This window comes from Stenotrophomonas sp. STK17_22, from assembly GCF_051983905.1.
In the GTDB taxonomy this organism is placed as follows: domain Bacteria; phylum Pseudomonadota; class Gammaproteobacteria; order Xanthomonadales; family Xanthomonadaceae; genus Stenotrophomonas; species Stenotrophomonas maltophilia_A.
The window spans coordinates 4,806,882-4,830,212 of record NZ_CP197010.1; the positions used below are offsets into that span (position 1 = coordinate 4,806,882).

General features: G+C 66.6%; 22 protein-coding genes and 1 pseudogene. 13 read left to right on the forward strand and 10 right to left on the reverse strand.

Annotation, left to right across the window (positions count from 1 at the left end; genetic code table 11):
* Positions 1-137: 137 nt before the first annotated feature.
* Positions 138-2,495, reverse strand: coding sequence for an XVIPCD domain-containing protein (locus ACSYS9_RS22390; protein WP_071227668.1), 2,358 nt, complete (start codon positions 2,493-2,495; stop codon positions 138-140).
* Between the two features lie 105 nt (positions 2,496-2,600).
* Between ACSYS9_RS22390 and ACSYS9_RS22395 the strand changes: the two genes are divergently transcribed.
* Positions 2,601-3,464, forward strand: a complete 864-nt coding sequence (locus ACSYS9_RS22395) for an ankyrin repeat domain-containing protein (RefSeq protein ID WP_230080636.1) — start codon at positions 2,601-2,603, stop codon at positions 3,462-3,464.
* Positions 3,465-3,479: 15 nt separating this feature from the next.
* On the opposite strand, the gene yegS is transcribed toward ACSYS9_RS22395, so the two are convergent.
* The 4 genes from yegS to ACSYS9_RS22415 form a co-directional block, all read right to left on the reverse strand.
* Positions 3,480-4,415 carry a lipid kinase YegS gene (gene yegS / locus ACSYS9_RS22400; protein ID WP_032127162.1) on the reverse strand — a complete coding sequence of 312 codons (936 nt, stop codon included), beginning with the start codon at positions 4,413-4,415 and terminating at the stop codon, positions 3,480-3,482.
* Positions 4,416-4,694: 279 nt separating this feature from the next.
* On the reverse strand, positions 4,695-5,177 hold the full coding sequence (locus tag ACSYS9_RS22405) for a GNAT family N-acetyltransferase (RefSeq protein WP_032127161.1): 483 nt from the start codon (positions 5,175-5,177) through the stop codon (positions 4,695-4,697).
* 59 nt (positions 5,178-5,236) lie between these two features.
* Positions 5,237-5,911: a ribulose-phosphate 3-epimerase gene (gene rpe / locus ACSYS9_RS22410; RefSeq protein WP_032127160.1), complete on the reverse strand. Its 675-nt coding sequence runs from the start codon at positions 5,909-5,911 to the stop codon at positions 5,237-5,239.
* A 30-nt stretch (positions 5,912-5,941) separates the two neighbouring features.
* Complete coding sequence (locus ACSYS9_RS22415; protein WP_005411327.1) at positions 5,942-6,271, reverse strand: J domain-containing protein; 330 nt, start codon at positions 6,269-6,271, stop codon at positions 5,942-5,944.
* A gap of 141 nt (positions 6,272-6,412) precedes the next feature.
* On the opposite strand from ACSYS9_RS22415, the gene ACSYS9_RS22420 reads away from it, so the two are divergent.
* The 8 genes from ACSYS9_RS22420 (at position 6,413) to ACSYS9_RS22455 (ending at position 14,376) form a co-directional block, all read left to right on the forward strand.
* Positions 6,413-7,339 carry a phosphoribosylaminoimidazolesuccinocarboxamide synthase gene (locus ACSYS9_RS22420; RefSeq protein WP_032127159.1) on the forward strand — a complete coding sequence of 309 codons (927 nt, stop codon included), beginning with the start codon at positions 6,413-6,415 and terminating at the stop codon, positions 7,337-7,339.
* A 295-nt stretch (positions 7,340-7,634) separates the two neighbouring features.
* Positions 7,635-8,120 carry an Mpo1 family 2-hydroxy fatty acid dioxygenase gene (locus ACSYS9_RS22425; RefSeq protein ID WP_032127158.1) on the forward strand — a complete coding sequence of 162 codons (486 nt, stop codon included), beginning with the start codon at positions 7,635-7,637 and terminating at the stop codon, positions 8,118-8,120.
* Positions 8,121-8,453: 333 nt separating this feature from the next.
* Entirely contained in the window at positions 8,454-11,282 is a 2,829-nt protein-coding gene (locus ACSYS9_RS22430) for a monovalent cation/H+ antiporter subunit A (RefSeq protein ID WP_071227669.1), read from the forward strand.
* Positions 11,282-11,674 carry a Na+/H+ antiporter subunit C gene (locus ACSYS9_RS22435; protein ID WP_071227670.1) on the forward strand — a complete coding sequence of 131 codons (393 nt, stop codon included), beginning with the start codon at positions 11,282-11,284 and terminating at the stop codon, positions 11,672-11,674. Before ACSYS9_RS22430 ends, ACSYS9_RS22435 begins: the two co-directional genes overlap by 1 nt.
* Positions 11,671-13,206, forward strand: a complete 1,536-nt coding sequence (locus tag ACSYS9_RS22440) for a monovalent cation/H+ antiporter subunit D (RefSeq protein WP_071227671.1) — start codon at positions 11,671-11,673, stop codon at positions 13,204-13,206. Before ACSYS9_RS22435 ends, ACSYS9_RS22440 begins: the two co-directional genes overlap by 4 nt.
* On the forward strand, positions 13,203-13,709 hold the full coding sequence (locus ACSYS9_RS22445; RefSeq protein ID WP_071227672.1) for a Na+/H+ antiporter subunit E: 507 nt from the start codon (positions 13,203-13,205) through the stop codon (positions 13,707-13,709). The genes ACSYS9_RS22440 and ACSYS9_RS22445 overlap by 4 nt, the downstream gene beginning before the upstream one ends.
* A complete protein-coding gene (locus ACSYS9_RS22450; protein ID WP_005411334.1) occupies positions 13,706-13,990 on the forward strand; it encodes a K+/H+ antiporter subunit F in 285 nt (94 codons plus the stop codon). The genes ACSYS9_RS22445 and ACSYS9_RS22450 overlap by 4 nt, the downstream gene beginning before the upstream one ends.
* Positions 13,987-14,376, forward strand: coding sequence for a Na+/H+ antiporter subunit G (locus ACSYS9_RS22455; RefSeq protein ID WP_049401677.1), 390 nt, complete (start codon positions 13,987-13,989; stop codon positions 14,374-14,376). The genes ACSYS9_RS22450 and ACSYS9_RS22455 overlap by 4 nt, the downstream gene beginning before the upstream one ends.
* 763 nt (positions 14,377-15,139) lie before the next feature.
* Here the strand turns inward: ACSYS9_RS22455 and ACSYS9_RS22460 are convergent.
* Together ACSYS9_RS22460 and ACSYS9_RS22465 are read right to left on the reverse strand one after the other, a co-directional pair.
* Positions 15,140-16,105, reverse strand: a complete 966-nt coding sequence (locus tag ACSYS9_RS22460) for a sodium:calcium antiporter (RefSeq protein ID WP_049461231.1) — start codon at positions 16,103-16,105, stop codon at positions 15,140-15,142.
* A gap of 73 nt (positions 16,106-16,178) precedes the next feature.
* Positions 16,179-16,832, reverse strand: a complete 654-nt coding sequence (locus ACSYS9_RS22465) for a hypothetical protein (protein WP_032127152.1) — start codon at positions 16,830-16,832, stop codon at positions 16,179-16,181.
* 125 nt (positions 16,833-16,957) lie between these two features.
* Between ACSYS9_RS22465 and ACSYS9_RS22470 the strand changes: the two genes are divergently transcribed.
* On the forward strand, positions 16,958-17,491 hold the full coding sequence (locus ACSYS9_RS22470) for a hypothetical protein (RefSeq protein ID WP_071227673.1): 534 nt from the start codon (positions 16,958-16,960) through the stop codon (positions 17,489-17,491).
* A gap of 81 nt (positions 17,492-17,572) precedes the next feature.
* On the opposite strand, the gene hmgA is transcribed toward ACSYS9_RS22470, so the two are convergent.
* Both hmgA and hppD read right to left on the reverse strand, forming a co-directional pair.
* Positions 17,573-18,880 (reverse strand): homogentisate 1,2-dioxygenase, encoded by a 1,308-nt coding sequence (hmgA, locus tag ACSYS9_RS22475; protein WP_071227674.1) that lies wholly within the window; start codon positions 18,878-18,880, stop codon positions 17,573-17,575.
* 85 nt (positions 18,881-18,965) lie between these two features.
* A complete protein-coding gene (gene hppD, locus ACSYS9_RS22480; protein ID WP_177179486.1) occupies positions 18,966-20,078 on the reverse strand; it encodes a 4-hydroxyphenylpyruvate dioxygenase in 1,113 nt (370 codons plus the stop codon).
* A gap of 66 nt (positions 20,079-20,144) precedes the next feature.
* On the opposite strand from hppD, the gene ACSYS9_RS22485 reads away from it, so the two are divergent.
* The 3 genes and pseudogenes from ACSYS9_RS22485 to ACSYS9_RS22495 all read left to right on the forward strand — a co-directional run bounded on the left by ACSYS9_RS22485 (position 20,145) and on the right by ACSYS9_RS22495 (position 22,133).
* Positions 20,145-20,702, forward strand: a complete 558-nt coding sequence (locus ACSYS9_RS22485; protein WP_005411341.1) for a MarR family winged helix-turn-helix transcriptional regulator — start codon at positions 20,145-20,147, stop codon at positions 20,700-20,702.
* Between the two features lie 459 nt (positions 20,703-21,161).
* Positions 21,162-21,476: pseudogene (locus ACSYS9_RS22490) on the forward strand (DUF1016 N-terminal domain-containing protein); the annotation flags it as partial.
* A gap of 45 nt (positions 21,477-21,521) precedes the next feature.
* Complete coding sequence (locus ACSYS9_RS22495) at positions 21,522-22,133, forward strand: PDDEXK nuclease domain-containing protein (protein WP_428992364.1); 612 nt, start codon at positions 21,522-21,524, stop codon at positions 22,131-22,133.
* Positions 22,134-22,164: 31 nt separating this feature from the next.
* Here the strand turns inward: ACSYS9_RS22495 and ACSYS9_RS22500 are convergent, their stop codons facing one another.
* Positions 22,165-23,304 (reverse strand): hypothetical protein, encoded by a 1,140-nt coding sequence (locus ACSYS9_RS22500; protein ID WP_049395603.1) that lies wholly within the window; start codon positions 23,302-23,304, stop codon positions 22,165-22,167.
* Positions 23,305-23,331 lie beyond the last annotated feature (27 nt).

The following is a 23,331-nucleotide window of genomic DNA, read 5'->3' on the forward strand; positions in this document are numbered from 1 at the left end:
ACGGCAACGGGCCACCATCGCCACCAACGGCGTGCGGAAGAAAGGGTATGCGGGGTCGTCAGGCTGGACACCCCTTGACTGTATCGCAGCCGGGGCGGGAGGGGAACCCCGTCGCGGCGTCGCGGTTCATTCGACCATCAGCCCATCCGCCGGGCGTTCTCCTGGGCCTCCAGCCCCTGTTGCTGGGCCAGTCCGGCTGCCGTCGCCTGTTCGCGACCGGTGTTCAGGGCGTCAACCTGCGCCGTGCTCACGGCCAGCGGCTGGGCCATGCCGGCCGCCACGTCCACATGCGCATGTCGGCGGTGGGCCGCCTGCAGATCCGGGGTGTCGACCGCGAATGCCCGCGTGCGGTCGTCACTGAGCAGCACATGGGAGATGGCCTGCAACCCTTCGCGCTTGGCCTGCGCAGCCAACGCCCCGGCCAGCTGATCGCTCTGCAGGTTCGGGATGCGGCCATGTGCCACATCGAGGCCGTGCACGCCGGTCTGCGCGCCCTTGAACAGATGGAAATCGATGTGCCCCGGATCGTTCAGCGCGGGCATCTTCGCGCCCCCCTCCTGCAGCTGCGCATGCGGCCGTCCAAGCAGCTTGCGCGCGGCCGCCTCCTGGCTCGCGATTGCCGCGTCGAGACTGGGGTTCATCGTCTCGCTCATGCCATGCCGGTCCACCGACTCCCCCATGGTGGCACTGCCGCGCCCGATCACCCACGACGTCTTGGCCAGGTTGACCAGGTTCTGCGGCAGTGCCGGCGTGGGCAGGTGCGTGGCAATGCCCTTGTTGGCCATCGCGCCCAGCCCGACGGTGCCGGCCAGCACGGCCGGCGCCTGCGAGGTCAGCCCGGTGATCTGATGGCTGCTCCAGTTCATGCCCATGTGGAAAGTCGCGCCGTACACGGCATAGCCGTTGCGCAGCCCATTGGCCACGCCATGCACGCCCTGCTGCAGCTGGCCGCCCAGATGATGGCCGCCGGCACGGATGCGGCCGGCATCCGCGGCCGCTTCACGGGTGGCTTCACGGGCCTTGGTTTCGTGTTGATTGCGCGCCGCATCACCGTGCTCACGCATCTGTCTGGCCATGTCGTCGGCACCGAGCGCACCCAGCACGCTGGCCCCGATGTTCCAGCCGTAACTGCCCTTGGCCTGCACGCGGTGGCTGACCGATTCGACCAGACCCTGCAGCTCGCGACCCTTGGCAATGACCGTCGCACCGCCTTCGATGCCCACCCGCATGCTCTTGCCACCGTAGTCGACCACGGTGCCGATCGCATTTCCCTGCAGGGTCGACGCACGCTCGACGGCCACGCCGGACAAGCTCATGCCCCGGCCCGCCAGCGCGCCGACCTGCTCGACATGTTCACCGGCAACCCGTCCGGCACGCATGCCGCGCGCACCTGCGATCAGCACCTCGGCCAGCGGGCCACCGTATTCGGCAAGCTGGCTTGGCGCTTCTCGATGGCGGCGGTCCACCACCTTTCCGTTCACTTCGGTCTTGGCGTCCAGCAACAGTTCCATCCTGCCCGCGGCCACCGGAACATTGCGCAATGCCTCTGCCCCGGATTTCGACGCCAGCTGCTCAACCAGCTGGGCCGTGGCCGTCTGCGCACCCGCCGGCATCATCTCCTGCAGCTTGCAGGTAACCATCTGCTGCACGCCGGGCTGACGCAGCAGCTGGCTGGTCTCGCTGGCCAACAGGCCAAAGCCCTGCCGGTGATGCTCGTTGAGCCGCTTCAATCCATTCTGCACATCGTTGAGCACTTCACCCGACGTCTGGTAGGTGTGCACCGTGTCGCGCGTGTTGAACACCGGCAATCCGTGGGATTTTGCGTAGCGATCGGCGGTGGCCGGATGCAGCCCGGCGGAATTGAAGGTGGTCGCACGTACACCGGTAACCGCCGAAGCGGCAGAGGCCATGCCGCCGCCAAGCGAATGACCGGCGAGTTCAAACTGGGTACCAGAGGTCTTCAAGCGACTCGCCAGTGCCATGGCACGATCGTAGTAGTCGCTCTGCATGCCTACGCCCTGGCGTCCATTGTTGAGGAAATCCTCGCCTCCGGACTCACGCCGCCCGCCTTTCGCCCGGGGATCGATGATTTCGCCCGTTGATCCCTTGAACACCAGCACCGGCTTGGCGTCATCACCGAACACCCTTTTGTCCGGAATGTAGATCTCTGCGCGAAAACCCGAGTCGTTCGGCCGCATCAGCTTCTTCAGGTCGGCCGCTCCCAGGCTGATGCCCGCCGCTTTGAGCGTGTCCGGGTCGGTCACGTCACTGGCTCGCGTCCACCCGACCGGCGGCTCACCTTTGCCCTTTGCCGAGGCATACACATCATCAGCAAGCGAACCCAGCTCGCGGGCGTGATAGGTCTCGCGCAAGCGCGCCGCCTCGGTGGCATGTCCACCTCCCTGCAGTTGCTCGACCAGGTGCTGCTGCGCCTGGACGCTCTTGGCGCGGGCCTGCAACAGGCGTTCCTGCTGCTCGGGATCGTGACCGCTCATGGCAGACTCCATTGCTCATCAGTGAAGACACGGTCATCCAGGACCTGCTGGAATAACCACGGCCAACGCTATCATCCCCCGAACGCGTCCATGTCAAGGGATCACATGCACCGTCACCCTCACAGTTCCTTTACGCCATTTTCCTGCCTGGCGCTGATGCTGCTGATGCTGCTGAGCGCCTGCGCGCGCACGTCTTCACATGGCGCGGAGCGCTATTTCGAGGGCAAGGCACTTGAACTGGCCATCGCCGCCGAACAGGGTGATGCAGCGACGATCACGCGCCTGATCAAGACCGAAGGCGTGAACCCCGACAAGGAGTTCTCGAAGCAGGATGGCATTCCGCTCATCGCGTGGCCGTTGCGCGCACAGAACCTGGAAGGCCTGCGCGCGATGCTCGACAACGGCGCCGACCCGAATGCACGGCGTATTGAAACGCTGGACGGCGAGACGTTCCGCCACAACAACGCCATGGTCTATGCCGCGAAGATGGACGATCCGCGCTACCTGGCCCTGCTGCTGGATCATGGCGGCGACCCGGACACGCGCACCTCCAATACCGAAACGCTGCTGTTCCAGGCTTTCATTTCCGGCAACCTGTGGAAGAACATCCAGCTGCTGGTGGAGCGAGGCGCGCACGTCAACGAATCCAACATCGGCCAGGCCGATACCGTTCTCAGCTGGTACACCGGCCGTGGCGGCTTCGAGCAGGCCTACTGGCTGCTTGAGCATGGTGCGGACCCCACGATTGCATCGCCGTCATCGGCGCAACCGGGCGCGCCCGATCGGATGGCCATGGTCGAAGCCATCTACTGGGAAATCACCACACCGGACCTGCTGCCCTGGCAGAAGAAGTGCCAGCAGTGGCTGATCGATCACGGCATTGCCCGGCCGCCGCTGCCGCAGTACATCCGCGAGAAGCGTGAAGCATTCGGGTTCCCGGCGAAGGAGCAGGACATCCCCCCGTTGTAGGACTTCAGGTCCGGCTCAGCGCGGCTCGGACAACAGGGCACAGCCCACGGGCAGGTGCATCCGCACCCTGCCCGGCACGCACGCGATGCGGAACTGGCGCGCCTGTACCGGTTCGCCGTCCAGGTTGAGCGTCAACGGGCGCTCGGATTCCACCTGCAGCCACGGCAGGCGCGCGCGCGTTGCCAGCTGTTCCAGTGCGGCCTGGGTGCCCGACTTCAGCATCTGGCCGAGCGTGGCGGTGACTTCACCTTCCAGCTCCGGAAGCACCGTCACGTCCAGCTGCCCATCATCGATCAGCGCCTGCGGGCACAATTGCTGGCCACCACCGGCCTGGCGGCCATTGCCGATGCCGAGCGCGATGAAGTCGCCTTCCCACGCGAAATCCGGGCCCGACAGGCGCGCATGGATCGGCTCGATCCGCCCCAGCTTGGCAATGCCGGTGATCACGTAGGCCAGCCCGCCCAGCATCTTCTTCAGGCCGGCATCGGTCTCCACCGTCACCTGCGTGCCGAAGCCACCGCTGGCGAGGTTGGCGCACCACCATTGCGTGCCATCGGCGTCCACGCGCAGCAGATCGATGGCATGCGGCGTGGCCTGCCCGATCAAGGCCAAGGCCGCCTTCGGCTCGGTCGGGATGCCGGCCGCAGTCGCGAAGTCGTTGGCGGTGCCCATCGGGATCAGCGCCAGCGAGGGCAACGCATCTGCCGGCTCCTCACGATGCGCCAGTGTCTCGGCCACCGCGCTGAGCGTGCCGTCGCCACCGGCGGCCACGATCACGTCCACACCATGATCGATCGCCTCGGCCACGTAGCGTTCGGCGTCACCGTCTTCCCAGGTCACCCGCACTTCCAGCTGCACGCCCTGCCCACGCCAATGACCGACCGCGTCGCGCAGCTCGTCATTGCCTGCGGATTTTCCGTTGAGGATCAGGCGCCAGCGCGGGGTGGTCATGCGGTGCTTCCAGGACGGGGGTGGCACAGGCTAGCAATGCGCCGTTTGTCCGCAGTGAATGTCACGCAGGTGTCATTCAGCTGCTGGAGAATGGAAGGCCATAGCAGGGACGACGGATGGAGGCAGGATCAGCCTCCCACGCATGCAGCGAGGCCACGCCAGTGATTGGCGTGGCTTTTTTTGGTGCGTAGGGAGTGCGAACCAAGGTTCGCAGCCACCGGGTTGCGGTTCGCGCACACCAGGTGGGTAGATCCACGCCATGCGTGGATGCACTTCGCCTCAACCGTTGGCGAAATCGTGCAATGCCTGGCCCTGCAGCCGGTACACGGTCCACTCGTCCTGCGGCGTGGCGCCAGCGGCGGTGTAGAACTCGATGGCCGGGGTATTCCAGTCCAGCACCGACCATTCGAAACGACCGCAACCCTCGGCCACGGCCTGGCGTGCGATGTACTTCAGCAGCGCCTTGCCGGCGCCTGCGCCGCGCTTTTCCTGGCTGACATACAGGTCTTCCAGGTAGATGCCCTTGCGGCCCAGCCAGGTGGAGTAGTTGTAGAAATACACGGCGTAACCAATGGGCTCGCCGTCGGCTTCGCAGATCAGCGCGCGCGCCGTGGCATCGGCACCGAACAAGCTCTCGGCGATGCCGATCTCATCGGTCTGCACCGAATGCTCAGCCTTCTCGTAGATGGCCAGTTCGCGGATGAAATGCAGGATCAGGCCGGCATCGGCCACAGTGGCCGGACGGATGTTCAACAGAGCCATGGGCGGAAAAGGGAGACGGAGGGAATCAGGCGAGCTTAATCCCCTCCGTCCCTTTTTTGTCAGCGTGCCGCAGCGACATTCGCGCGCATCTGCGCGATCACGTCCTGGTAACTGGTCTTGGCGTTGAAGATGGCCGAACCGGCAACGAAGGTGTCGGCACCGGCAGCGGCGATCTCGCCGATGTTGTCGGCCTTCACGCCGCCGTCGATCTCCAGGCGGATGTCCTTGCCGCTGGCATCGATCATCTTGCGCACCACGCGCAGCTTGTCCAGCGCCGAGGGGATGAAGGCCTGGCCGCCGAAGCCCGGGTTGACCGACATCAGCAGCACCAGGTCCAGGTCGTCCAGCACCCAGTCGAGGATGTCCACCGGCGTGGCCGGATTGAGCACGATGCCCGGCTTGCAGCCCAGCGAGCGGATCAGCTGGATGGTGCGGTGCACGTGGCGGCTCGCTTCCGGGTGGAAGCTGATGTAGGTGGCACCGGCTTCGGCGAAGTCCGGGATGATGCGGTCCACCGGCTCGACCATCAGGTGCACGTCGATCGGCGCGGTCACGCCGTGCTTGCGCAGCGCCTGGCAGACCATCGGGCCGATGGTCAGGTTCGGCACGTAGTGGTTGTCCATCACGTCGAAGTGGACCCAGTCCGCGCCGGCGGCGAGGACGTTGTCGACTTCCTCGCCGAGGCGGGCGAAGTTGGCGGACAGGATGGAGGGGGCGATGAGGCAGTTGGACATGGCCGGGCCTTGCAACGGTAGGAAAGAGGGTCAGCGCTTGCGCAGGGTCTTGATGCGGTCGTAGGCGGCGTTGATCCGCCGCGACTTCTGCTCGGCCTGCTGCTGCAGCTCGGGGGCCGCGCCGCCGAGCTTGTCGGGGTGGTACTGGGAAATCAGCTTGCGGTAGGCGCGCTCGACCTCGGCATCGGTGGCCTCGGAGGTCAGCCCCAGCTCCCGGTACGGGTTCTCCTTGTTCAGGCGGAACCAGTCCGAATCGAAGGCATGGCCGATCAACAGGCCGACCACCGCGCCGAACAGCGGATTGGGCCGGAACAGCAGGGCGCCGGCGATGAATCCGAGCAGTTTTCCGTACCAGCGCATGGCGCTCCGGGGTCGGCCGACGAAATGGATGCTCATTTTACGTCACAGCGGGCCCGGACGGCTTTACACTAGGCCGCCCGCTGGTCAGCGGGCCCGCCGGGTCCGCTGGGCAGCCGTATCGACAACGCCCCAGGAGTGCCCGTGCCAACCACGCTGTTGCAATCCGATCTCCCCGGCCTGCCCTTGCGCCATCGCGGCAAGGTGCGTGATGTGTTCGATATCCCGCGCGAGCGGCTGCCAGCAGGGACCCCGCCGGGCGACTACCTGCTGATGGTGGCCACCGATCGCCTGTCGGCGTTCGACGTGGTCCTGCCCGACCCGATTCCGGGCAAGGGCGAGATGCTCTGCCAGGTCTCCAACTTCTGGTTCGCCAAGACCGCGCACCTGATGCCCAACCACCTGACCGGCATCGACGTGGCCAGCGTGCTGCCCGAAGGCGTGGACCCGGCCCTGTACGCCAAGCGCGCGGTGGTCACCCGCAAGCTGAAGCCGGTGCCGGTGGAAGCGATCGCCCGCGGCTACCTGATCGGCAGCGGCTGGAAGGACTACCAGCGCACCGGCAAGGTCAGCGGCATCGACCTGCCCGACGGCCTGCGCCAGGCCGAGCAGCTGCCCGAGCCGATCTTCACCCCCTCGACCAAGGCCGCCGTGGGCGACCATGACGAGAACATCGATTTCGATGCGATGGTGAAGCAGGTCGGTGCCGAGATGGCCGAGCGCGTGCGCGATGCCACCCTGCGCATCTACAAGTTCGCCGCCGAATACGCCCGCGAGCGCGGCATCATCCTGGCCGATACCAAGTTCGAGTTCGGTACCGACGCCGATGGTCGCCTGTACATCATGGACGAGATGCTGACGCCGGATTCCTCGCGTTACTGGCCGGCCGACGAGTACGAAGTGGGCACCAGCCCGCCGAGCTACGACAAGCAGTTCGTGCGCGATTACCTGGAGACGCTGGACTGGGGCAAGACCGCCCCGGGCCCGACCATCCCGGCCGAGATCATCGAGCGCACCCGCGCCAAGTACGCCGAGGCGCTGCAGCGCCTGGCCGGGATCAGCGTCGACTGATGCCCTGCGCCCCCCGCCGGTCTGGCTGGGGGCGTTCTGAATGCGGTACTGCCGGCCGCTGGCCGGCAACCTCGCGAACCTGCAGCCAGGCATGGCCTGGCTCTACTGTCGGTTGCCTGGGGTAGTGCCGGCCGCTGGCCGGCAACCTCGCGAACCTGCAGCCAGGCATGGCCTGGCTCTACTGCCGGTTGCCTGGGGTACTGCCGGCCGCTGGCCGGCAACCTCGCGAACTCGGCTATGCTCTGGATTGCCGGCCAGCGGCCGGCACTACCGTTGTCCGAGGAAGCAACGCAGCATGCAGACATCCACCGAGCTTGCGCGGCCGATCGACCGCTATTTCGCCAGCTACTCCGACGACCACCGCAATCTGATCAACCAGCGCATCCATGTGGTGGCGGTGCCGGCAATCCTGTGGTCGGTGGTGGCTCTACTCTGGTGCCTGCCGCCGCTGATCACCTGGTTCCAGTACGGCATCTGGTCGGCGTTCGCGATGTTCAGCGCCTGGTGCTTCTACAACAAACTGTCGCGCCCGCTGGGCATCGGCATGCTCATCCAGTTCTTCGTGTTCGGCTGCCTGTGCCGCCTGCTGGAGGCCGAGATCGGCCTGCACAACCTGTTCTGGCTGGCGGTGGGCGTGTTCGTGGTGGCCTGGATCGCGCAGTTCATCGGCCACAAGTTCGAGGGCCGCAAGCCCAGCTTCCTGACCGACCTGACCTACCTGCTGATCGGCCCGGCCTGGGTGATGGCCAAGTTCTACCGCAAGCTCGACTGGCGCTACTGACCTGCCCGTGGCCGACGGTGCCCCTCGTTTCCTGAACGGGCAGATTCCGTCACCCGCACTCCACGACGGCCCTGCCAGCCTGCACCGGTGATCCGTTCCCCATCGCCCGCCCGTCGACGGCAGCCCCTGTGCGACAGGGCCTGCGGTCTCCCTGCGTCGGCGTAGGGTGTCCCCCGAGAGCAACCGGGGAGGGACCGCAGCAACGTGATGCTGCGCTGCAGAAAAAATGAATCAGCGGACGTTACATGCAATTGATCGCTGTTCGATGGGTTTCGGCGACATTTCGCAGCCTGTTATCCTCCCTGACCTGCTCGTGAATCATGGATTCCCTGCATGCTCCCCAGCCTGCCCCTGCTGCTGGCCCTGCCGTTCCTGATGGCAGCGGCTGTTGCGGCCTTCCCCCGTAGTTCGCGCTCGACTGCTGCCTGGCTGGCGGCGCTGGCGCCGTTGGGCGGACTGGCCATCCTCGGCTGGCTGACCCCGTCGGTGCTCGACGGCCAGGTCGTGCGGACGATGGTCCCTTGGCTGCCGCAGATCGGTCTGGACTTCACCCTGCGCCTGGACGGGCTGGCCTGGATGTTCGCCGGGCTGGTGCTCGGCATCGGCGCGCTGGTGGTGCTGTATGCGCGCTACTACCTGAGCCAGCAGGACAACGCCCACCGCTTCTACTGCTACCTGCTGCTGTTCATGGGCGCCATGCTGGGCATGGTGCTGTCGGGCAACCTGCTGTTGCTGATGATCTTCTGGGAAATGACCAGCATCAGCTCGTTCCTGCTGATCGGCTTCTGGTCGCACCGCCAGGACGCCCGCGAAGGCGCGCGCATGGCGCTGGTGATCACCGGTGGCGGCGGGCTGGCGCTGCTTGGTGGCGTGCTGCTGATCGGCCGCATCGTCGGCAGCTTCGACCTGGACGTGGTGCTGGCCGCCGGCGAGCAGATCCGCGCCAGCGCGCTGTACCCCTACGCCCTGTTCCTGGTGCTGGCCGGCATCTTCACCAAGAGCGCGCAGTTCCCGTTCCACTTCTGGCTGCCGCACGCGATGGCGGCGCCGACCCCGGTCTCTGCCTACCTGCACTCGGCCACCATGGTGAAGGCCGGTGTGTTCCTGCTGGCACGGCTGCACCCGGCACTGGCCGGCAGCGACCTGTTCTTCTACACGGTCAGCGGCATCGGCGCGCTGACCCTGCTGATCGGCGCCTGGAACGCGATCTTCCAGCACGACCTGAAAGGCCTGCTGGCGTACTCGACCATTTCCCATCTGGGCCTGATCACCCTGCTGTTCGGCCTGTCCACGCCGATGGCGGTGGTGGCCGGCGTGTTCCACATCCTCAACCACGCCACCTTCAAGGCCTCGCTGTTCATGGCCGCCGGCATCATCGACCACGAGACCGGCACCCGTGACATGCGCAAGCTGGGCGGGCTGCGCAGACTGATGCCGTTCACCAGCGCGCTGGCGATCATCGCCTCGCTGGCAATGGCCGGCATTCCGTTGCTCAACGGCTTCCTGTCCAAGGAAATGCTGTTCGCCGAGGCGATTACCGCAGGCGGGCCGGGCATCATGCGAACGGCCGTATCGGTCGCGGCGCTGCTGGCCGGTGTGTTCGGCGTGGCCTACAGCCTGCGCTTCGTGCACGACACCTTCTTCGGCCCCGGCCCGCACGACCTCGACCGCGTGCCGCATGAGCCGCCGCGCTGGATGAAGGTGCCGGTGGAACTGCTGGTGGTGATCTGCGTGGCGGTGGGCATCGCCCCGGCACTGACCGTGGCGCCAGTGCTGCATGCCGCTGCGGCCTCGATCCTCGGCAACGCCATGCCCGAGTACAGCCTGGCCGTATGGCACGGCTTCAACCTGCCGCTGGCGATGAGCGCGATCGGCGTGGTCGGTGGCGTGGCGCTGTACTTCGGCCTGCGCAAGCTGATCAACCTGCACGGCGTAACCAACGTCAGCACCGGTCGCAACGTATTCCATGCGCAGCTGGATGCGGTTTCCGCGCTGGCCATGCGCCTGACCAACGGCATCGCCAACGGCAGCCTGCAGCGCATGCTGCTGGGCCTGGTGCTGGTGGCGATCGTGGTCGCCACCGCGCCGTTCGTGGCCAACCCGGCCTCGCCGAACTGGACCGCACCGCAGCCGATTCCGCTGCTGGGCTGGGCGCTGTGGCTGGTGATGATGGCCTGCGCGGTCGCCACCCTGCGCGTCTACAAGCAGCGCCTGCTGGCGGTGCTGCTGGTCGGTGGCGTCGGCCTGATGGTGGCGCTGACCTTCGTGTTCCTGTCCGCGCCGGACCTGGCCCTGACCCAGCTGCTGGTGGAGATGGTGACCCTGGTGCTGATGCTGCTGGGCATGAACTACCTGCCCGCGCAGTCCGGGCCGGAGCGGCCGCGCTGGCGCAAGCGCCGCGATGCGGTGATCGCGATCATCGCCGGCGCCGGCCTGGGTGCACTGGCCTATTCGGCGATGACGCTGCCGCCGAACACCATGGCCGGCGAGCTGCTCGCCCGCGCCCTGCCCGAGGCCTACGGCCAGAACGTGGTCAACGTGATCCTGGTCGACTTCCGCGGCTTCGATACCTTCGGCGAGATCACCGTGTTCGGCATCGCCGCACTGGTGGTGCATGCGCTGCTGCGGCGCACGCGGATGGCGCCGGAGCAGATCATGCCCGGCCCGCCGATCAAGCTGCCGGTGCCGGCCGACCTGGCGCAGATCATGTTCCCGCTGACGCTTACCGTATCGATCTTCCTGTTCCTGCGCGGCCACAACGCGCCGGGCGGTGGCTTCATCGCCGGCCTGGTGCTGGCGGTGCCGCTGCTGATCCAGTACGTGATCCAGGGCACCGCGTCGGTGGAGTCGCGCTTCGGCTTCGACTACATCCGCTGCATCGGCATGGGCCTGTTGATCGCCCTGCTCAGCGGCAGCGCGTCGATGCTGTTCGGCGTGCCGTTCCTGACCAGCGGCCACCTCGACCTGCACCTGCCGCTGATCGGCGACGTGCCGCTGGCGAGTGCGATCGGCTTCGACATCGGCGTCTATCTGGTGGTGTTCGGTGGCGCCATGCTGATGCTGTCGATGATGGGCACGATCAAGCCGTCGCGTACCCGCACTGCCCGCAAGGGTGAGATCGACCTGCAACGCCGTTCGGCACGCACCGGGGAGATGCACTGATGGAACTGGCCCTGGCTACCGCGATCGGCGTACTGACCGCCATCGGCATCTACCTGCTGCTGCGTGCGCGCAGCTTCGATGTGATCCTCGGCATGACCTTCCTGTCCTACGCCACCAACCTGCTGATCTTCGCCGGTGGCCGCGTGGTGCTGGGCAAGGCACCGGTGCTGCAGGAAGGCGTGGACAGTCACCTCGGCAACTACACCGATCCGCTGCCACAGGCGCTGGTGCTGACCGCGATCGTGATCGCCTTCGCGATGACCGCGGTCAGCATCGTGCTGGCCATGCGCAGCCGCAGCGACAACCACAGCGATCATGTGGACGCCCACGAGCCGGATGACGACCTGCAGGATGAGCGCGTGCTGCCGCGCCAGGGCGAGGACCGCGCATGAATCACCTGGTGATCCTGCCCATCCTGATTCCGCTGCTGGGTGCTGCACTGTCGCTGTTCGTCGAACACCGCCGCTATGGCCCCAAGGTGCAGCGCGCGGTGGCCTGGACTGCGCTGTCGGCGCTGGTGCTGGCGGTGGGCCTGCTGTTTGCCGCCACCGCCAGTGGTGAGATCAACGTCTACCTGCTCGGCGACTGGCCGTCGCGGCTGGGCATCGCGCTGGTCGCCGACCGGCTGTCGGCGTGGATGCTGCTGACCACCCTGCTGCTGGCCATTCCCTGCCTGCTGCATGCCTGCTCGGGCTGGGACCGTCGCGCACCGCACTTCCATGCACTGTTCCAGTTCCAGCTGGTCGGCCTGAATGGCGCATTCCTGACCGGCGACATCTTCAACCTGTTCGTGTTCTTCGAGGTGATGCTGATCGCCTCCTACGGCCTGCTGCTCAGTGGCGGCCGCGGCCTGCGCATGCGCATCGGCCTGCACTACGTAGTGTTCAACGTCACCGCCTCGACCCTGTTCCTGATCGCACTGGGCCTGCTGTACGCCTCGCTGGGCTCGCTGAACATGGCCGAGCTGTCGCAGCGCATTGCCGAGGTGCCGCCGGCGCAGCTGACCCTGGTAAAGGCCACGATGGGCCTGTTACTGCTGGTGTTCTGCGCCAAGGCTGCACTGATGCCGCTGTACCTGTGGCTGCCGGAAGCCTATTCGCGCGCACCGGCCGCCGTGGCCGCCCTGTTCGCGATCATGACCAAGGTCGGCCTGTACTCGGTGCTGCGCATCCAGATGCTGTGGTTCGGCGACGATGCCGGTGCGATGGCCGGCTATGGCCGCGACTGGCTGCTGTGGGCCGGCGTGGCAACGCTGGTGCTGGGCGGCCTCGGTGCGCTGGCCGCGACCCGCCTGCGCGTGCTGATCTCGTACCTGGTGATCGTCTCGGCAGCCACGCTGTTCATCGCCTTCTCGGTAGGCACGCCGCAGGTGCTGTCGGCCGGCCTGTACTACCTGCCACACAGCAGCTTCGCCGCCGCCGCACTGTTCCTGATTGCCGACCTGATCCGCCGCCGCCGCGGTGGCGCCAGCGACCGCAAGGAAGTGGTCGCGCCGATGCCGGGCAAGGAAACGCCGGCGGTGCTGTTCCTGATCGGCGCGGTGTCGGTGGCTGGCCTGCCGCCGCTGTCCGGCTTCCTGGCCAAGGCCGCGCTGCTGGCCGGCATGCCGGCGCAGTACACCGGCCCGGTCTGGACTGCCGTTCTTGTCAGCAGCCTGCTGGTGATCATGGGCCTGACCCGCGGTGGCATCCGCCTGTTCTGGCGCGTGCCGCCGGTCGAGGCCGATGCACCGAAGCCGCGCAAGGCACGCCTGCGCCGGGTCGAGCTGTACGCGGCCTGCATCCTGCTGGCCTACGGCATCGGCATGACCCTGGCCGCTGCACCGCTGATGCGCTACACCGACGCCACCGCCGCACAGCTGCTGCACCCCAGCGAGTACGTGCAGCAGTTGCGCGCGACCACGCCGGAGATCCGCCAGCCATGACCGCCCAGCGTTCCCTGTTCCGCCGCATCATTCCCTCGCCGATGCTCAGCATCATGGTGGTGGCGTTCTGGCTGCTGATGTCCGACAGCTTCACCCTCGGCCAGTTCGTGCTGGGGCTGGTGCTGGGCGTGGTGGTGCCGCTGTTCGCCGCGCGCCTGGACCGCGAGTTCGCCCGCATCGGTACCCTGCGGCCACTGCCCAGGCTGCTGTGCGTGACCCTGTGGGACATCCTGATGTCCAACATCCGCGTTGCCGTGCAGGTGCTGGGCCCGGAGAAGAACATCCATCCGGGCTTCATCTGGCTGCCGCTGGACATCGCCAACATCCACGGCATCGCCGCGCTGACCAGCATGATCACGCTGACCCCGGGCACGGTCTCGGCCGCGCTCAGCGACGACCGCAAGTTCCTGCTGGTGCATGTGCTGCACCTGGAGGACCCACAGGACCTGATCGATACGATCAAGCGCCGTTACGAGGCGCCGTTGATGGAGATCTTCCCATGACCGGTTTTGAAGTCATCCAGACCACCCTGGTGGTGTGCATGCACGTGGTCGGCCTGGCCATGCTGCTGGCCACCTGGCGCCTGCTGCGCGGGCCGACCGTGCCCGACCGCATCCTTGCGCTGGACACCCTGTCGGTGACCGCGATCGCCGAGCTGATGCTGTTCGGCATGTACCTCAATTCGCCGATCTACTTCGAGGCGGCGCTGATCATCGCCATGCTCGGCTTCGGCAGCACCGTGGTGCTGAGCAAGTTCGTGCTGCGCCGGGACATCGTCGAATGATCACCGCAATCCAGATCGGCCTGTCGATCCTGCTGCTGTTCGGCTGCTTCTTCATCCTGGTCGGCGCACTGGGCCTGGTGAAGCTGTCGACCTTCTTCAAGCGCCTGCACGCGCCGACCAAGGCCAGCACGCTGGGCGTGGGCTGCGTGCTGGTGTGCTCGGTCTGCTACCACATCTTCCTCGGCCAGGACCCGCAGCCGCGCGAGCTGCTGATTACCGTGTTCCTGTTCATCACCGCACCGATCAGCGCCCACATGATGGCCAAGGCCGCGCTGTCGCTGCTGATGGAAACCCGCCCCAGCCTGCCCGGCAACGAGCCGGCTGCTGAAGAGCAGCTGCCGCCGCCGGAACCGGTGCGGGAAGAAGAAACCACGCAGAACCGGTGAATCCGGTAGAGGCCGACCTTGGTCGGCGCTTCGTTTCCCCGAGTGCCAACCAAGGTTGGCAGCTACCGGATCATCGGTGGGTTGACCGGTGGGTGCCGACCGTTGGTCGGCACAGAACCAACCGCATCCACGCATGGCGTGGATCTTCCGACCGCAATGCCCGGTAGCGGCCGACCTTGGTCGGCGCTTTGCTCCCCGAGTGCCAACCAAGGTTGGCACCCACCGGGTGACCGGTGGTGGGTGCCGACCGATGGTCGGCACAGAACCAACCGCATCCACGCATGGCGTGGATCTACCGACCGCAATGCCCGGTAGAGGCCGACCTTGGTCGGCGCTTTGCTCCCCGAGTGCCAACCAAGGTTGGCAGCTACCGCATCATCGGTGGGTGGACCGGTGGGTGCCGACCGTTGGTCGGCACGGAACCAACCGCATTCACGCATGGCGTGGATCTACCGACCGCAATGCCCGGTAGAGGCCGACCTTGGTCGGCGCTTTGCTCCCCGAGTGCCAACCAAGCTTGGCAGCTACCGCATCATCGGTGGGTGGACCGGTGGGTGCCGACCGTTGGTCGGCACGGAGCCAACCGCATCCACGCATGGCGTGGATCTACCGACCGCAATGCCCGGTAGAGGCCGACCTTGGTCGGCGCTCTGTTTCCCCGAGTGCCAACCGAGGTTGGCAGCTACCGCATCATCGGCGAGGTGACCGGTGGGTGCCGACCTTGGTCGGCACGGAACCAACCGCATCCACGCAGAGCGTGGATCTACAACGCCGGTGCACCCACCAGCAGCAGCTCCAGCACGAACCAGCCCGCGAACGCGACCAGCAGGATCGCGCCTTCGCCGCGGCTGATCTTCAGGTCGCCGCGCAGCATGGGGTACAGCACCAGTGCGAAGGCCAGCAGCGCCGGCAGTTCCAGGCGCACGAACGAGGCCGGCAGCGCCAGCGGCTGCAGTACGGCCATCGCACCAATCACCAGCAACAGGTTGACCACGCTGGAACCCAGCACGTGGCCCAGCACCATGTCGCCATGACCACGGCGTGCGGCAGCAATCGCGGTTGCCACCTCCGGCAGCGCGGTACCGATCGCGACCGGCAGCAGACCGACCAGCAGCGGCGTCCAACCCAGTGCAGTACCGAAGTCCGCTGCCGCACCGACCACCAGGCGTGCGCCCCAGTACAGGGCCAGCGCGGCGATGAGCACCCGCAGTACATTCAACGGCAGGCTGGTGCGGCTCAGTGCGGACTCGGCGATGGCTGCCTGCACCTCCGCACTCTCGCTGCGACCACGGCGCAGCAGCAGCACCTGCACCACGATGAAGCCGGCCAGCAGTACGCCGCCCTCCCAGCGTGCCAGGCCACCATCCAGCCCGAACAGGATCAGCAGCACGCCGGCCACCAGCAGCGACCACCACAGCACCGTCTGCAGGCGCGCGCGCAGCAGCAGTGGCGCAGCCATGGCCGCCACGGCCAGGGTCAGGCCCAGGTTGACGATGCTGCTGCCCACCGCGTTGCCCAGCGCCAGCTCCGGCTGACCGACCGCCAGCGCGCGCGCGTTGACCGCCAGTTCCGGCAGCGAAGTGGTCACGCCGAGCAGCAACAGGCCAGCCGTGAACGGACTGGCCCCGAAGCGTTGCGCCAGGCCGGACACGGCCTTGACGATGGAGTCCCCGCCCAGCGCCAGCAGCAGCAGGCCGAGCAGGAACCAGGCAATGGCAATGGCGATCATCGAGCACTCCCCCAGCGGTCGTGGCGCGATTCTACGCTGGCCCCGCGCGCATGGCTGGGCCGTAGATCAAGGATCAGCCACAGCCTTCCACATAATCGACCTGCGGGGTCTGCCCGACCCGCCACGCGCCGACCCGACCGTCCGCACCGAGCGCGAAGTCGATCACCGCCCCACCCTCCTGCGCCGGACGCACGCGCAGGTGCTGGGCCTTCTCGTCGTACTTGTCGGGGCCGACGTCGCCGCGCTCGGGGTACAGCACCTGCAACTCGCCCAGGGTCATGCCGACCTTGCCGCCGCCCGGTGCGATGATGTCGGCGCTGCGCACGTCGTAGCGCACCAGCTTGCGGCCCTCGATCATCAGGCGCGGGTCTTCGGCATTCTGCGGTCGCAGGAAATAGCAGCCATCGTTGCTGTCGTCGGCCGGCAGCGGTTTGCCACTGGCATCGGTGCCCAGCCCCTGCAACGGCGCGCCGAAGCCACTGCGGACCTCAGCGATGCCGGCGCCCAGCTTCGCGCCGGCGAAGCCCTCCAGGTGCGCGGGACTGTCCTCGCGGCGGTCATTGGCTGGACGGGCTGCCAGATCAGGATCCGTCGACTGCGCGGGCCCCGTCGCCGAGGCGGTTTCGGCCGGGGTATCGCTGCCGCTGCCGGCCGCCCCCTGTTTGTCCTGGCCGCCGCAGGCGGTGAGCGAAAGGAGCAACAGACCAGCAAGCGGAAGGTGCTTCATCGGTGCGGTTCCCTGGCACGAAGGTGGCTGCACGCTAGCCCATCCTGTGTGCAGGCGCTGCATTGTCATCGCGGTTTCATCGCCTTCGTTCAGGCTCGGCGAGCACCGATCTGGCCGTCCCTTCCATGCAACCGCGCAAGACCGATCTCGCCCGAACCGCGCTGCAGGCCCACCGCGCGCCGCTGGACATGCGCCAGCGACGGCTGCTGATCCTGTGCGACGGCCAGCGCACCATTGATGACCTGACCGGCCTGCTCGGCCAGGACGCACCTGCGATGGTCATCCAGCTTGTGCAGGCGGGGTACCTGAGCACTGGCGTCCCAGCACCGTCGCCCGCAACCGCGGTAGCGCCGGTGCCCACACCGCCGGCAGCCGCACCTGCAGCACTTGCTGCACCCGCGGTCGAACGCCGCCGCTCGCTGGTGGCCGCGCGCATCTATGTGCTGGGCATCCTGGAGATGCAGCGCCACCCGCAGGCGGCTGCACTGTTCCGCGACCTGCAGCAGGCGCGTGCGGAAGACGAGGTGCTGCAGCGGCTGCAGTCGGCGATGCAGATGCTGCCCGGGCTGACCTCGGACGGCTATTGCCAGCGCGTACGCCAGCGCCTGTTGGAAGCGCTGCCGCTGGAGCATTGCGACGCGTTCGCGGAGGTGGCGTAAGCGCAGGTTCCGGCGGAGAGCATCCACGCATGGCGTGGATGCGATCAGGATCCGTGCCGACCAAGGTCGGCACCCACCAAGCTAGCGGGACGACCGGAAGTTGTTGCGCAGCCCGTTCCAGCACTGCTGGTAATCGCCCTGGCGATGGCCGGCCGCCAAGGCCTGCGCGGTCGGGCGGATCACCGCGCGGGTCTCGAACATGAAAGCCATCGTGTCCTTGATCACATCGGCCTTGGACAGGTCCGCATTGGAGGCCTTGTCGAAGGTCGGTGCATCCGGACCGTGGCCGCTCATGCAGTTGTGCAGCGACGCGCCGCCCGGCACGAAGCCTTCGGCCTTGGCGTCGTAGGCGCCATGCACCAGACCCATGAACTCGCTGGCGATGTTGCGGTGGAACCACGGCGGGCGGAACGTGTTCTGCGCCACCAGCCAGCGCGGCGGGAAGATCGCAAAGTCCATGTTGCTGGTGCCCGGGGTGTCGCTGGGCGAATGCAGCACCAGGAAGATCGACGGATCCGGGTGGTCGTAGCTGATCGAACCGATGGTGTTGAAGCGACGCAGATCGTAGCGGTACGGCGCGTAGTTGCCGTGCCAGGCCACCACGTCCAGCGGCGAATGATCGATCGATGCACGCCAAAGGCGACCCTCGAACTTCGCGATCAGCTCGAAATCGCCATCCACATCCTCGAACGCCGCGTGCGGGGTTTCGAAGTCGCGCGGATTGGCCAGGCCGTTGGATCCGATCGGGCCGAGGTCGGGCAGCTTCAGCAGCGCACCGTAGTTCTCGCAGATGTAGCCACGGCTCGGGCCATCGGGCAGTTCAACGCGGAAGCGCACGCCGCGCGGGATCACCGCGATCTGCTGCGGCTCGATCTCGATCACGCCCAGCTCGGTCAGCAGGCGCAGGCCGCCCAGCTGCGGCACGATCAGCAGCTCGCCATCGGCATCGTAGAAGTAGCGGCCGACCATGTCGCGGTTGGCAGCGTATAGGTGGATGCCCACGCCGGCATGCGCATCGGGCGAGCCGTTGCCACCCATCGTGTACAGGCCTTCGACAAAATCGGTCGGCAGCTCCGGCAGCGGCAGCGGGCTCCAGCGCAGCTGGTTCGGTGAAGCCGGCTGTGCGCCGAAATCACACTGCAGCTGCGACTGCGCGAACGGGGTGAACTCGCCATGGGTCACCGCCGGGCGGATCCGGTACAGCCAGCTGCGGCGGTTGCTGCCACGCGGCGCGGTGAAGGCGGTGCCGGTCAACTGTTCGGCGTACAGGCCGTGGGCCACCTTCTGTGGCGAGTTCTGCCCGACCGGCAGCGCGCCGGCGACGGCCTCGGTGGCGAATTCGTTGCCGAAGCCGGACTGGTAGCCGCGGGCGGTGATGGCGGGGGACATGGGAACTCCAGAGATTGCCGGCCAGCGGCCGGCACGACCATTCGGACAGGCACTGCCGGCGGGACGCCGACATTGCCTGCTGACCTTACAGCACGCCGCGGCGGATCTGGTCGCGCTCGATGCTCTCGAACAGTGCGGTGAAGTTGCCTTCGCCGAAACCTTCGTTGCCCTTGCGCTGGATGATCTCGAAGAAGATCGGGCCGATGCAGTTCTGGGTGAAGATCTGCAGCAGCTTGCGCTGGTGGGTTTCCGGATCGGCATCGATCAGGATCTTGTTCTTCGCCAGGCGCGGCACGTCTTCACCGTGGTTCGGCACGCGCTGGTCGATCACGTCGAAGTAGGTCTCCGGCGTATCGAGGAAGTCCACGCCCTGCGCGCGCATCGCTTCGACGGTCTCGTAGATGTTCTCGGTGAAGCAGGCGATGTGCTGGATGCCCTCGCCCTTGTACGCGTCCAGGTACTCGTTGATCTGGCTCTTCGGGTCGGACGATTCGTTCAGCGGGATGCGCACGATGCCATCCGGCGCGGTCATCGCCTTGGACACCAGGCCGGTCTTCAGGCCCTTGATGTCGAAGTAGCGGATCTCGCGGAAGTTGAACAGGCGCTCGTAGTAGTCCGACCACTGCTGCATGTTGCCGAAGTACAGGTTGTGGGTCAGGTGGTCGATGAAGGTCAGGCCGAAGCCCACCGGGTGCAGGTCGGCACCGGCGATCGGCTCGTAGTCGCCGTCATAGATGCTGCCGGCGCTGCCGTAGCGATCGACCAGGTACAGCATGCAGTCGCCGATGCCCTTGATGACCGGCGCGCTGACCGCCTTGCTGTCCGGCTTGAAGGCGATGGCTTCGGCGCCGTTGCCCAGCGCGGTCTGGTAGACCTCCTGGCCCGGCTTCTTGAAGCGGATGGCGAAGCCGCAGGCGCACGGGCCGTGCTTTTCGGCGAAGTCCGAGGCGAACGAATCCGGGTCTTCATTGACCAGGAAGTTGACGTCGCCCTGGCGATAGACGGTAATCGGACGCTGCTTGTGCTTGAGCACCGCGCTGAAGCCCATCTTCCGGAAGTACTCGTGCAGCTCCTGGCCACGGCCGGCCGGGGCGGCGAATTCGACGAACTCGAAGCCGTCGATGCCCATCGGGTTCTCGAAGGTGGTGACCTGCATGCCGGGGTTGGGGTGCGAGGCGGTCGGGACTGCGGTATTCATGGCGTGGCTCCGAATCGGTACCGCATCGGTACAAACCAGGTGCGGGCAGGTAGGGACCCGGCGAGAATGCAGGGTCTGGACCTACCCCTTATAGTTACACTTGAAACCACCAGCAAGGTGCACCGCAACATGAGCCCCGCCGATCCCGTTTCGACCCGCCTGCGTTCCTCGCACGTCCTGCTCGACCTGGAACAGTTCCTGCCGTACCGGCTGAGCGTGCTGTCCAACCGGGTCAGCGGCAACATCGCCAAGCTATACGGCGATCGTTACGGTCTGGCGATTCCCGAGTGGCGGGTGATCACCATCCTGGCGCTGTACCCGGGCTCCTCGGCCAGCGAGGTCTCCGACCGCACGGCGATGGACAAGGTGGCGGTCAGCCGTGCCGTGGCCCGCCTGCTGGAGCGCGGCTTCATCAAGCGCGAGACCCACGGTGACGACCGCCGCCGCTCGGTGCTTGCCCTGTCTGCAGCCGGCTTCGAGGTCTACGAGACCATCGCGCCGATGGTGATCGAGATCACCCGCAAACTGATGTCGGTGCTGAGCGAAGAGGAAGAGCAGGTGCTGGAGAAGCTGATCCTGCGCCTGGCCGGCGAAGGCCTGGAACGGATGGGCGAAGGCGTCTGAAAGAAAAAGGGGACGGAGGGGATTAAGTCGTTTTGGGCCCCAAGTCGCGGGTGCCGACCCCGGCCGGTAGCGGAACAGTGGCTGGGCGATTGTCGTCCGCCCCCTTTGATCTGACGGGACCCGCTTCTTGGCGGACTGCGGACCGACCGCGAACGATGCCATCGGACGCATTCACCTTCCGCAGATCCCGTCCTGAAGTGTCGCCCTCGCCCAGCAGCATTTCCGCATTGGCCCGATACGGCCCGTTTCCGCCAGGCTGGTGTATCGAAACGGGCTGATCCAGTGAATTCTCCTATTGGACTGCTCACGTGTGCGGCCGGACGGTAAACGTTCAACGGGTATCAGCCCGGCCATCCACATCGAACGGGCTCCCTCATGGATGACTCGCGTTCAACGTCGCCGCATGGCCAGGAATTGCTGGCCGATCTCAGAGAGCTGATCTGCGCAGCGCGCAGCAGGATGCACAGGTCCATCAACGCCGAGTTGACGCTGCTGTACTGGCGAATCGGTCGTCGCATCCATGTTGACCAGATGGCGGGGCAGCGTGCGCGTTACGGCGAGGTTCTCTTCACCCGGATCGCCAAGGCGCTGTCTGCCGAGTTCGGCACATCCTTCGGTGAGAAGAGCCTGCGCCGGATGGTGCAGTTCTCCATCGCATTTGCAGACGAGTAGATTGTCGTATCGCTGATACGACAATTGAGCTGGACCCATTTCATCGCGCTGATCCCACTGGCGGACCCACTCAAGCGCGACTTCTATGCACAGATGGCCGCCACCGAGGGCTGGAGTGTACGTACGCTGCGCCAGCGCGTCGATTCGATGCTGTATGAGCGCACGGCACTCTCCAGTCAGCCAGAGCAGACCATCGCCGAAGAGTTGGCGGCACTGCGCGGCAACCAGCAGCTGTCTCCGGGGCTGGTACTGCGTGATCCCTACGTACTGGACTTTCTTGGCCTCAAGGACAGCTGGGACGAGCAGGACCTTGAAACCGCGATCCTTCGCGAGATGCAGGGCTTCCTGCTTGAACTTGGCACGGGCTTCAGTTTCGTCGCCCGCCAGAAGCGCATCCAGATCGACGGCGATGACTTCCACCTGGACCTGCTGTTCTACAACCGGCGCCTGCGCAGACTAATTGCCATCGAGTTGAAGATCGGCGAGTTCAAGCCGGCCTACAAGGGACAGATGGAACTCTATCTGCGCTGGCTGGACCGGTACAAACGTGAGGACGGCGAGCAGGCGCCGTTGGGCATCATCCTCTGCACAGGGAAGAAGGCGGGCCAGATTGAATTGCTGGAGCTGGACCGCTCAGGCATCCATGTTGCGGAGTACCTGACCACGCTGCCCTCCCGTGAGGTCCTCAAGCAAAGATTGCAGACTGCCATGGAGCGGGCGCGGCAGCAGCTGCAGACCGCGGCGCCCGGCCTCCCGTAGATCTACGCCACGCGCGGATGGCATCCATGCTTCAGCTCAGATGCTTGCGCCGTGCATGGATCCACGGCACCGCGAGCGCCGCGATGGCACCACCGGCGAAGCCGAGGGAAGCCGCAACCGTGGCTGCTTCGACCGCCCCCGGCAGCGCCAGCGCCGCCGCCACGAGCAGCAGCGACGGCAGGCCGACGAAGGTGCCCAGGAAGAAATGCCAACGCGGTGACCAGGTATTGAGCTGCAGCAGGCTGACCGGTTGCCAGGCTTCAGAGGCAGCGTCCTCGGCGATCTTCGCCACCGCCTTGGCCAGGTCCACTTCCGGCAGCGCGCGCCCCTGCCGTGCGGTCGCCAGCAGCTCGGCCACGGCCTCCACCGGCGGGAAACTGGACGGCCACGCGACCGGCGCCGGCACGCCATACGCGGTCAGCACCGGCACGCTCAGCCACGGCGCCACCAGCGGGCGCATGCGACGGCGGCCATGCACGCACCAGATCTGTTGCTGCCCATGCGCGGTGACGCTGTACAGCGCCAGTTCGTTGGCCGGCGGGTAGCCGAGCATGGTCACCCGCGCGGCCAGGCTGTCCTGCCCCATCGCGCGCAGGAAGCCGGGGCGGCTGCGCCCTTCCTGCATCCACGCCAGTCCCAGCGCACCCACCAGATAGGCCTCGGCCACGTCCTTGCTGCCAGCGGTGGCGCGTTCGTCGCTGGCCAGGTACCAGGCCAGCGACTTCGGTTCGGCGACATCCTCCAGGCCCCAGCGGCTGTCGTCTCCCAGAACGTGGCGCACCGGCAGGCGCGCGGGCGCGGTTTCGCCACGTTCGCCGGGTTGCAGGAACGGCAGCACGCCCTGGATGAAGGTGGACAGCTCGATCGCACGCACGCCGTGCCCCTGCCACTCCGGTGGCAGCAGCCCGGCCAGCTGGCCGTCGGCGGCCAGCGCATCAAGCCGGGACTTCTGCTCGACCAGCTTCTGCACCGCCCCCTTCAGCACCACGTTGTCGGGCAGCGCGATCTGCGGCAGGCGATGACGCGGCGGCGCCAGGTCGACGGTGGCCTCGCCGGTTCCGGTGTCATCCAGCAGCGCCTCCTGCGGCGGCAAGGTTACGCCCTCGCCTGCTCCACCCTCGGCCAACTCACTGGCGGGTTCGGGCAGTCGTTCGGCGTGGTCGCTGTGCATGGGCGTTCCGGAAGGTTGCATCGACGG

Excerpts from the sequence above, each read along its gene's own strand:
- ACSYS9_RS22500 (WP_049395603.1), bottom strand. The coding sequence starts at position 23,304 with ATGCACAGCGACCACGCCGAACGACTGCCCGAACCCGCCAGTGAGTTG.
- hmgA (WP_071227674.1), bottom strand. The coding sequence starts at position 18,880 with ATGTCCCCCGCCATCACCGCCCGCGGCTACCAGTCCGGCTTCGGCAAC.
- rpe (WP_032127160.1), bottom strand. The coding sequence starts at position 5,911 with ATGTCCAACTGCCTCATCGCCCCCTCCATCCTGTCCGCCAACTTCGCC.
- ACSYS9_RS22455 (WP_049401677.1), top strand. The coding sequence starts at position 13,987 with ATGATCACCGCAATCCAGATCGGCCTGTCGATCCTGCTGCTGTTCGGC.
- ACSYS9_RS22485 (WP_005411341.1), top strand. The coding sequence starts at position 20,145 with ATGCAGGGTCTGGACCTACCCCTTATAGTTACACTTGAAACCACCAGC.
- ACSYS9_RS22425 (WP_032127158.1), top strand. The coding sequence starts at position 7,635 with ATGCAGACATCCACCGAGCTTGCGCGGCCGATCGACCGCTATTTCGCC.
- hppD (WP_177179486.1), bottom strand. The coding sequence starts at position 20,078 with ATGAATACCGCAGTCCCGACCGCCTCGCACCCCAACCCCGGCATGCAG.
- ACSYS9_RS22440 (WP_071227671.1), top strand. The coding sequence starts at position 11,671 with ATGAATCACCTGGTGATCCTGCCCATCCTGATTCCGCTGCTGGGTGCT.
- ACSYS9_RS22460 (WP_049461231.1), bottom strand. The coding sequence starts at position 16,105 with ATGATCGCCATTGCCATTGCCTGGTTCCTGCTCGGCCTGCTGCTGCTG.
- yegS (WP_032127162.1), bottom strand. The coding sequence starts at position 4,415 with ATGACCACCCCGCGCTGGCGCCTGATCCTCAACGGAAAATCCGCAGGC.
- ACSYS9_RS22415 (WP_005411327.1), bottom strand. The coding sequence starts at position 6,271 with ATGCGCTGGTACGGAAAACTGCTCGGATTCATCGCCGGCGCCCTGCTG.
- ACSYS9_RS22430 (WP_071227669.1), top strand. The coding sequence starts at position 8,454 with ATGCTCCCCAGCCTGCCCCTGCTGCTGGCCCTGCCGTTCCTGATGGCA.
- ACSYS9_RS22435 (WP_071227670.1), top strand. The coding sequence starts at position 11,282 with ATGGAACTGGCCCTGGCTACCGCGATCGGCGTACTGACCGCCATCGGC.
- ACSYS9_RS22445 (WP_071227672.1), top strand. The coding sequence starts at position 13,203 with ATGACCGCCCAGCGTTCCCTGTTCCGCCGCATCATTCCCTCGCCGATG.
- ACSYS9_RS22465 (WP_032127152.1), bottom strand. The coding sequence starts at position 16,832 with ATGAAGCACCTTCCGCTTGCTGGTCTGTTGCTCCTTTCGCTCACCGCC.
- ACSYS9_RS22450 (WP_005411334.1), top strand. The coding sequence starts at position 13,706 with ATGACCGGTTTTGAAGTCATCCAGACCACCCTGGTGGTGTGCATGCAC.
- ACSYS9_RS22405 (WP_032127161.1), bottom strand. The coding sequence starts at position 5,177 with ATGGCTCTGTTGAACATCCGTCCGGCCACTGTGGCCGATGCCGGCCTG.
- ACSYS9_RS22395 (WP_230080636.1), top strand. The coding sequence starts at position 2,601 with ATGCACCGTCACCCTCACAGTTCCTTTACGCCATTTTCCTGCCTGGCG.
- ACSYS9_RS22390 (WP_071227668.1), bottom strand. The coding sequence starts at position 2,495 with ATGAGCGGTCACGATCCCGAGCAGCAGGAACGCCTGTTGCAGGCCCGC.
- ACSYS9_RS22470 (WP_071227673.1), top strand. The coding sequence starts at position 16,958 with ATGCAACCGCGCAAGACCGATCTCGCCCGAACCGCGCTGCAGGCCCAC.
- ACSYS9_RS22495 (WP_428992364.1), top strand. The coding sequence starts at position 21,522 with ATGCTGTATGAGCGCACGGCACTCTCCAGTCAGCCAGAGCAGACCATC.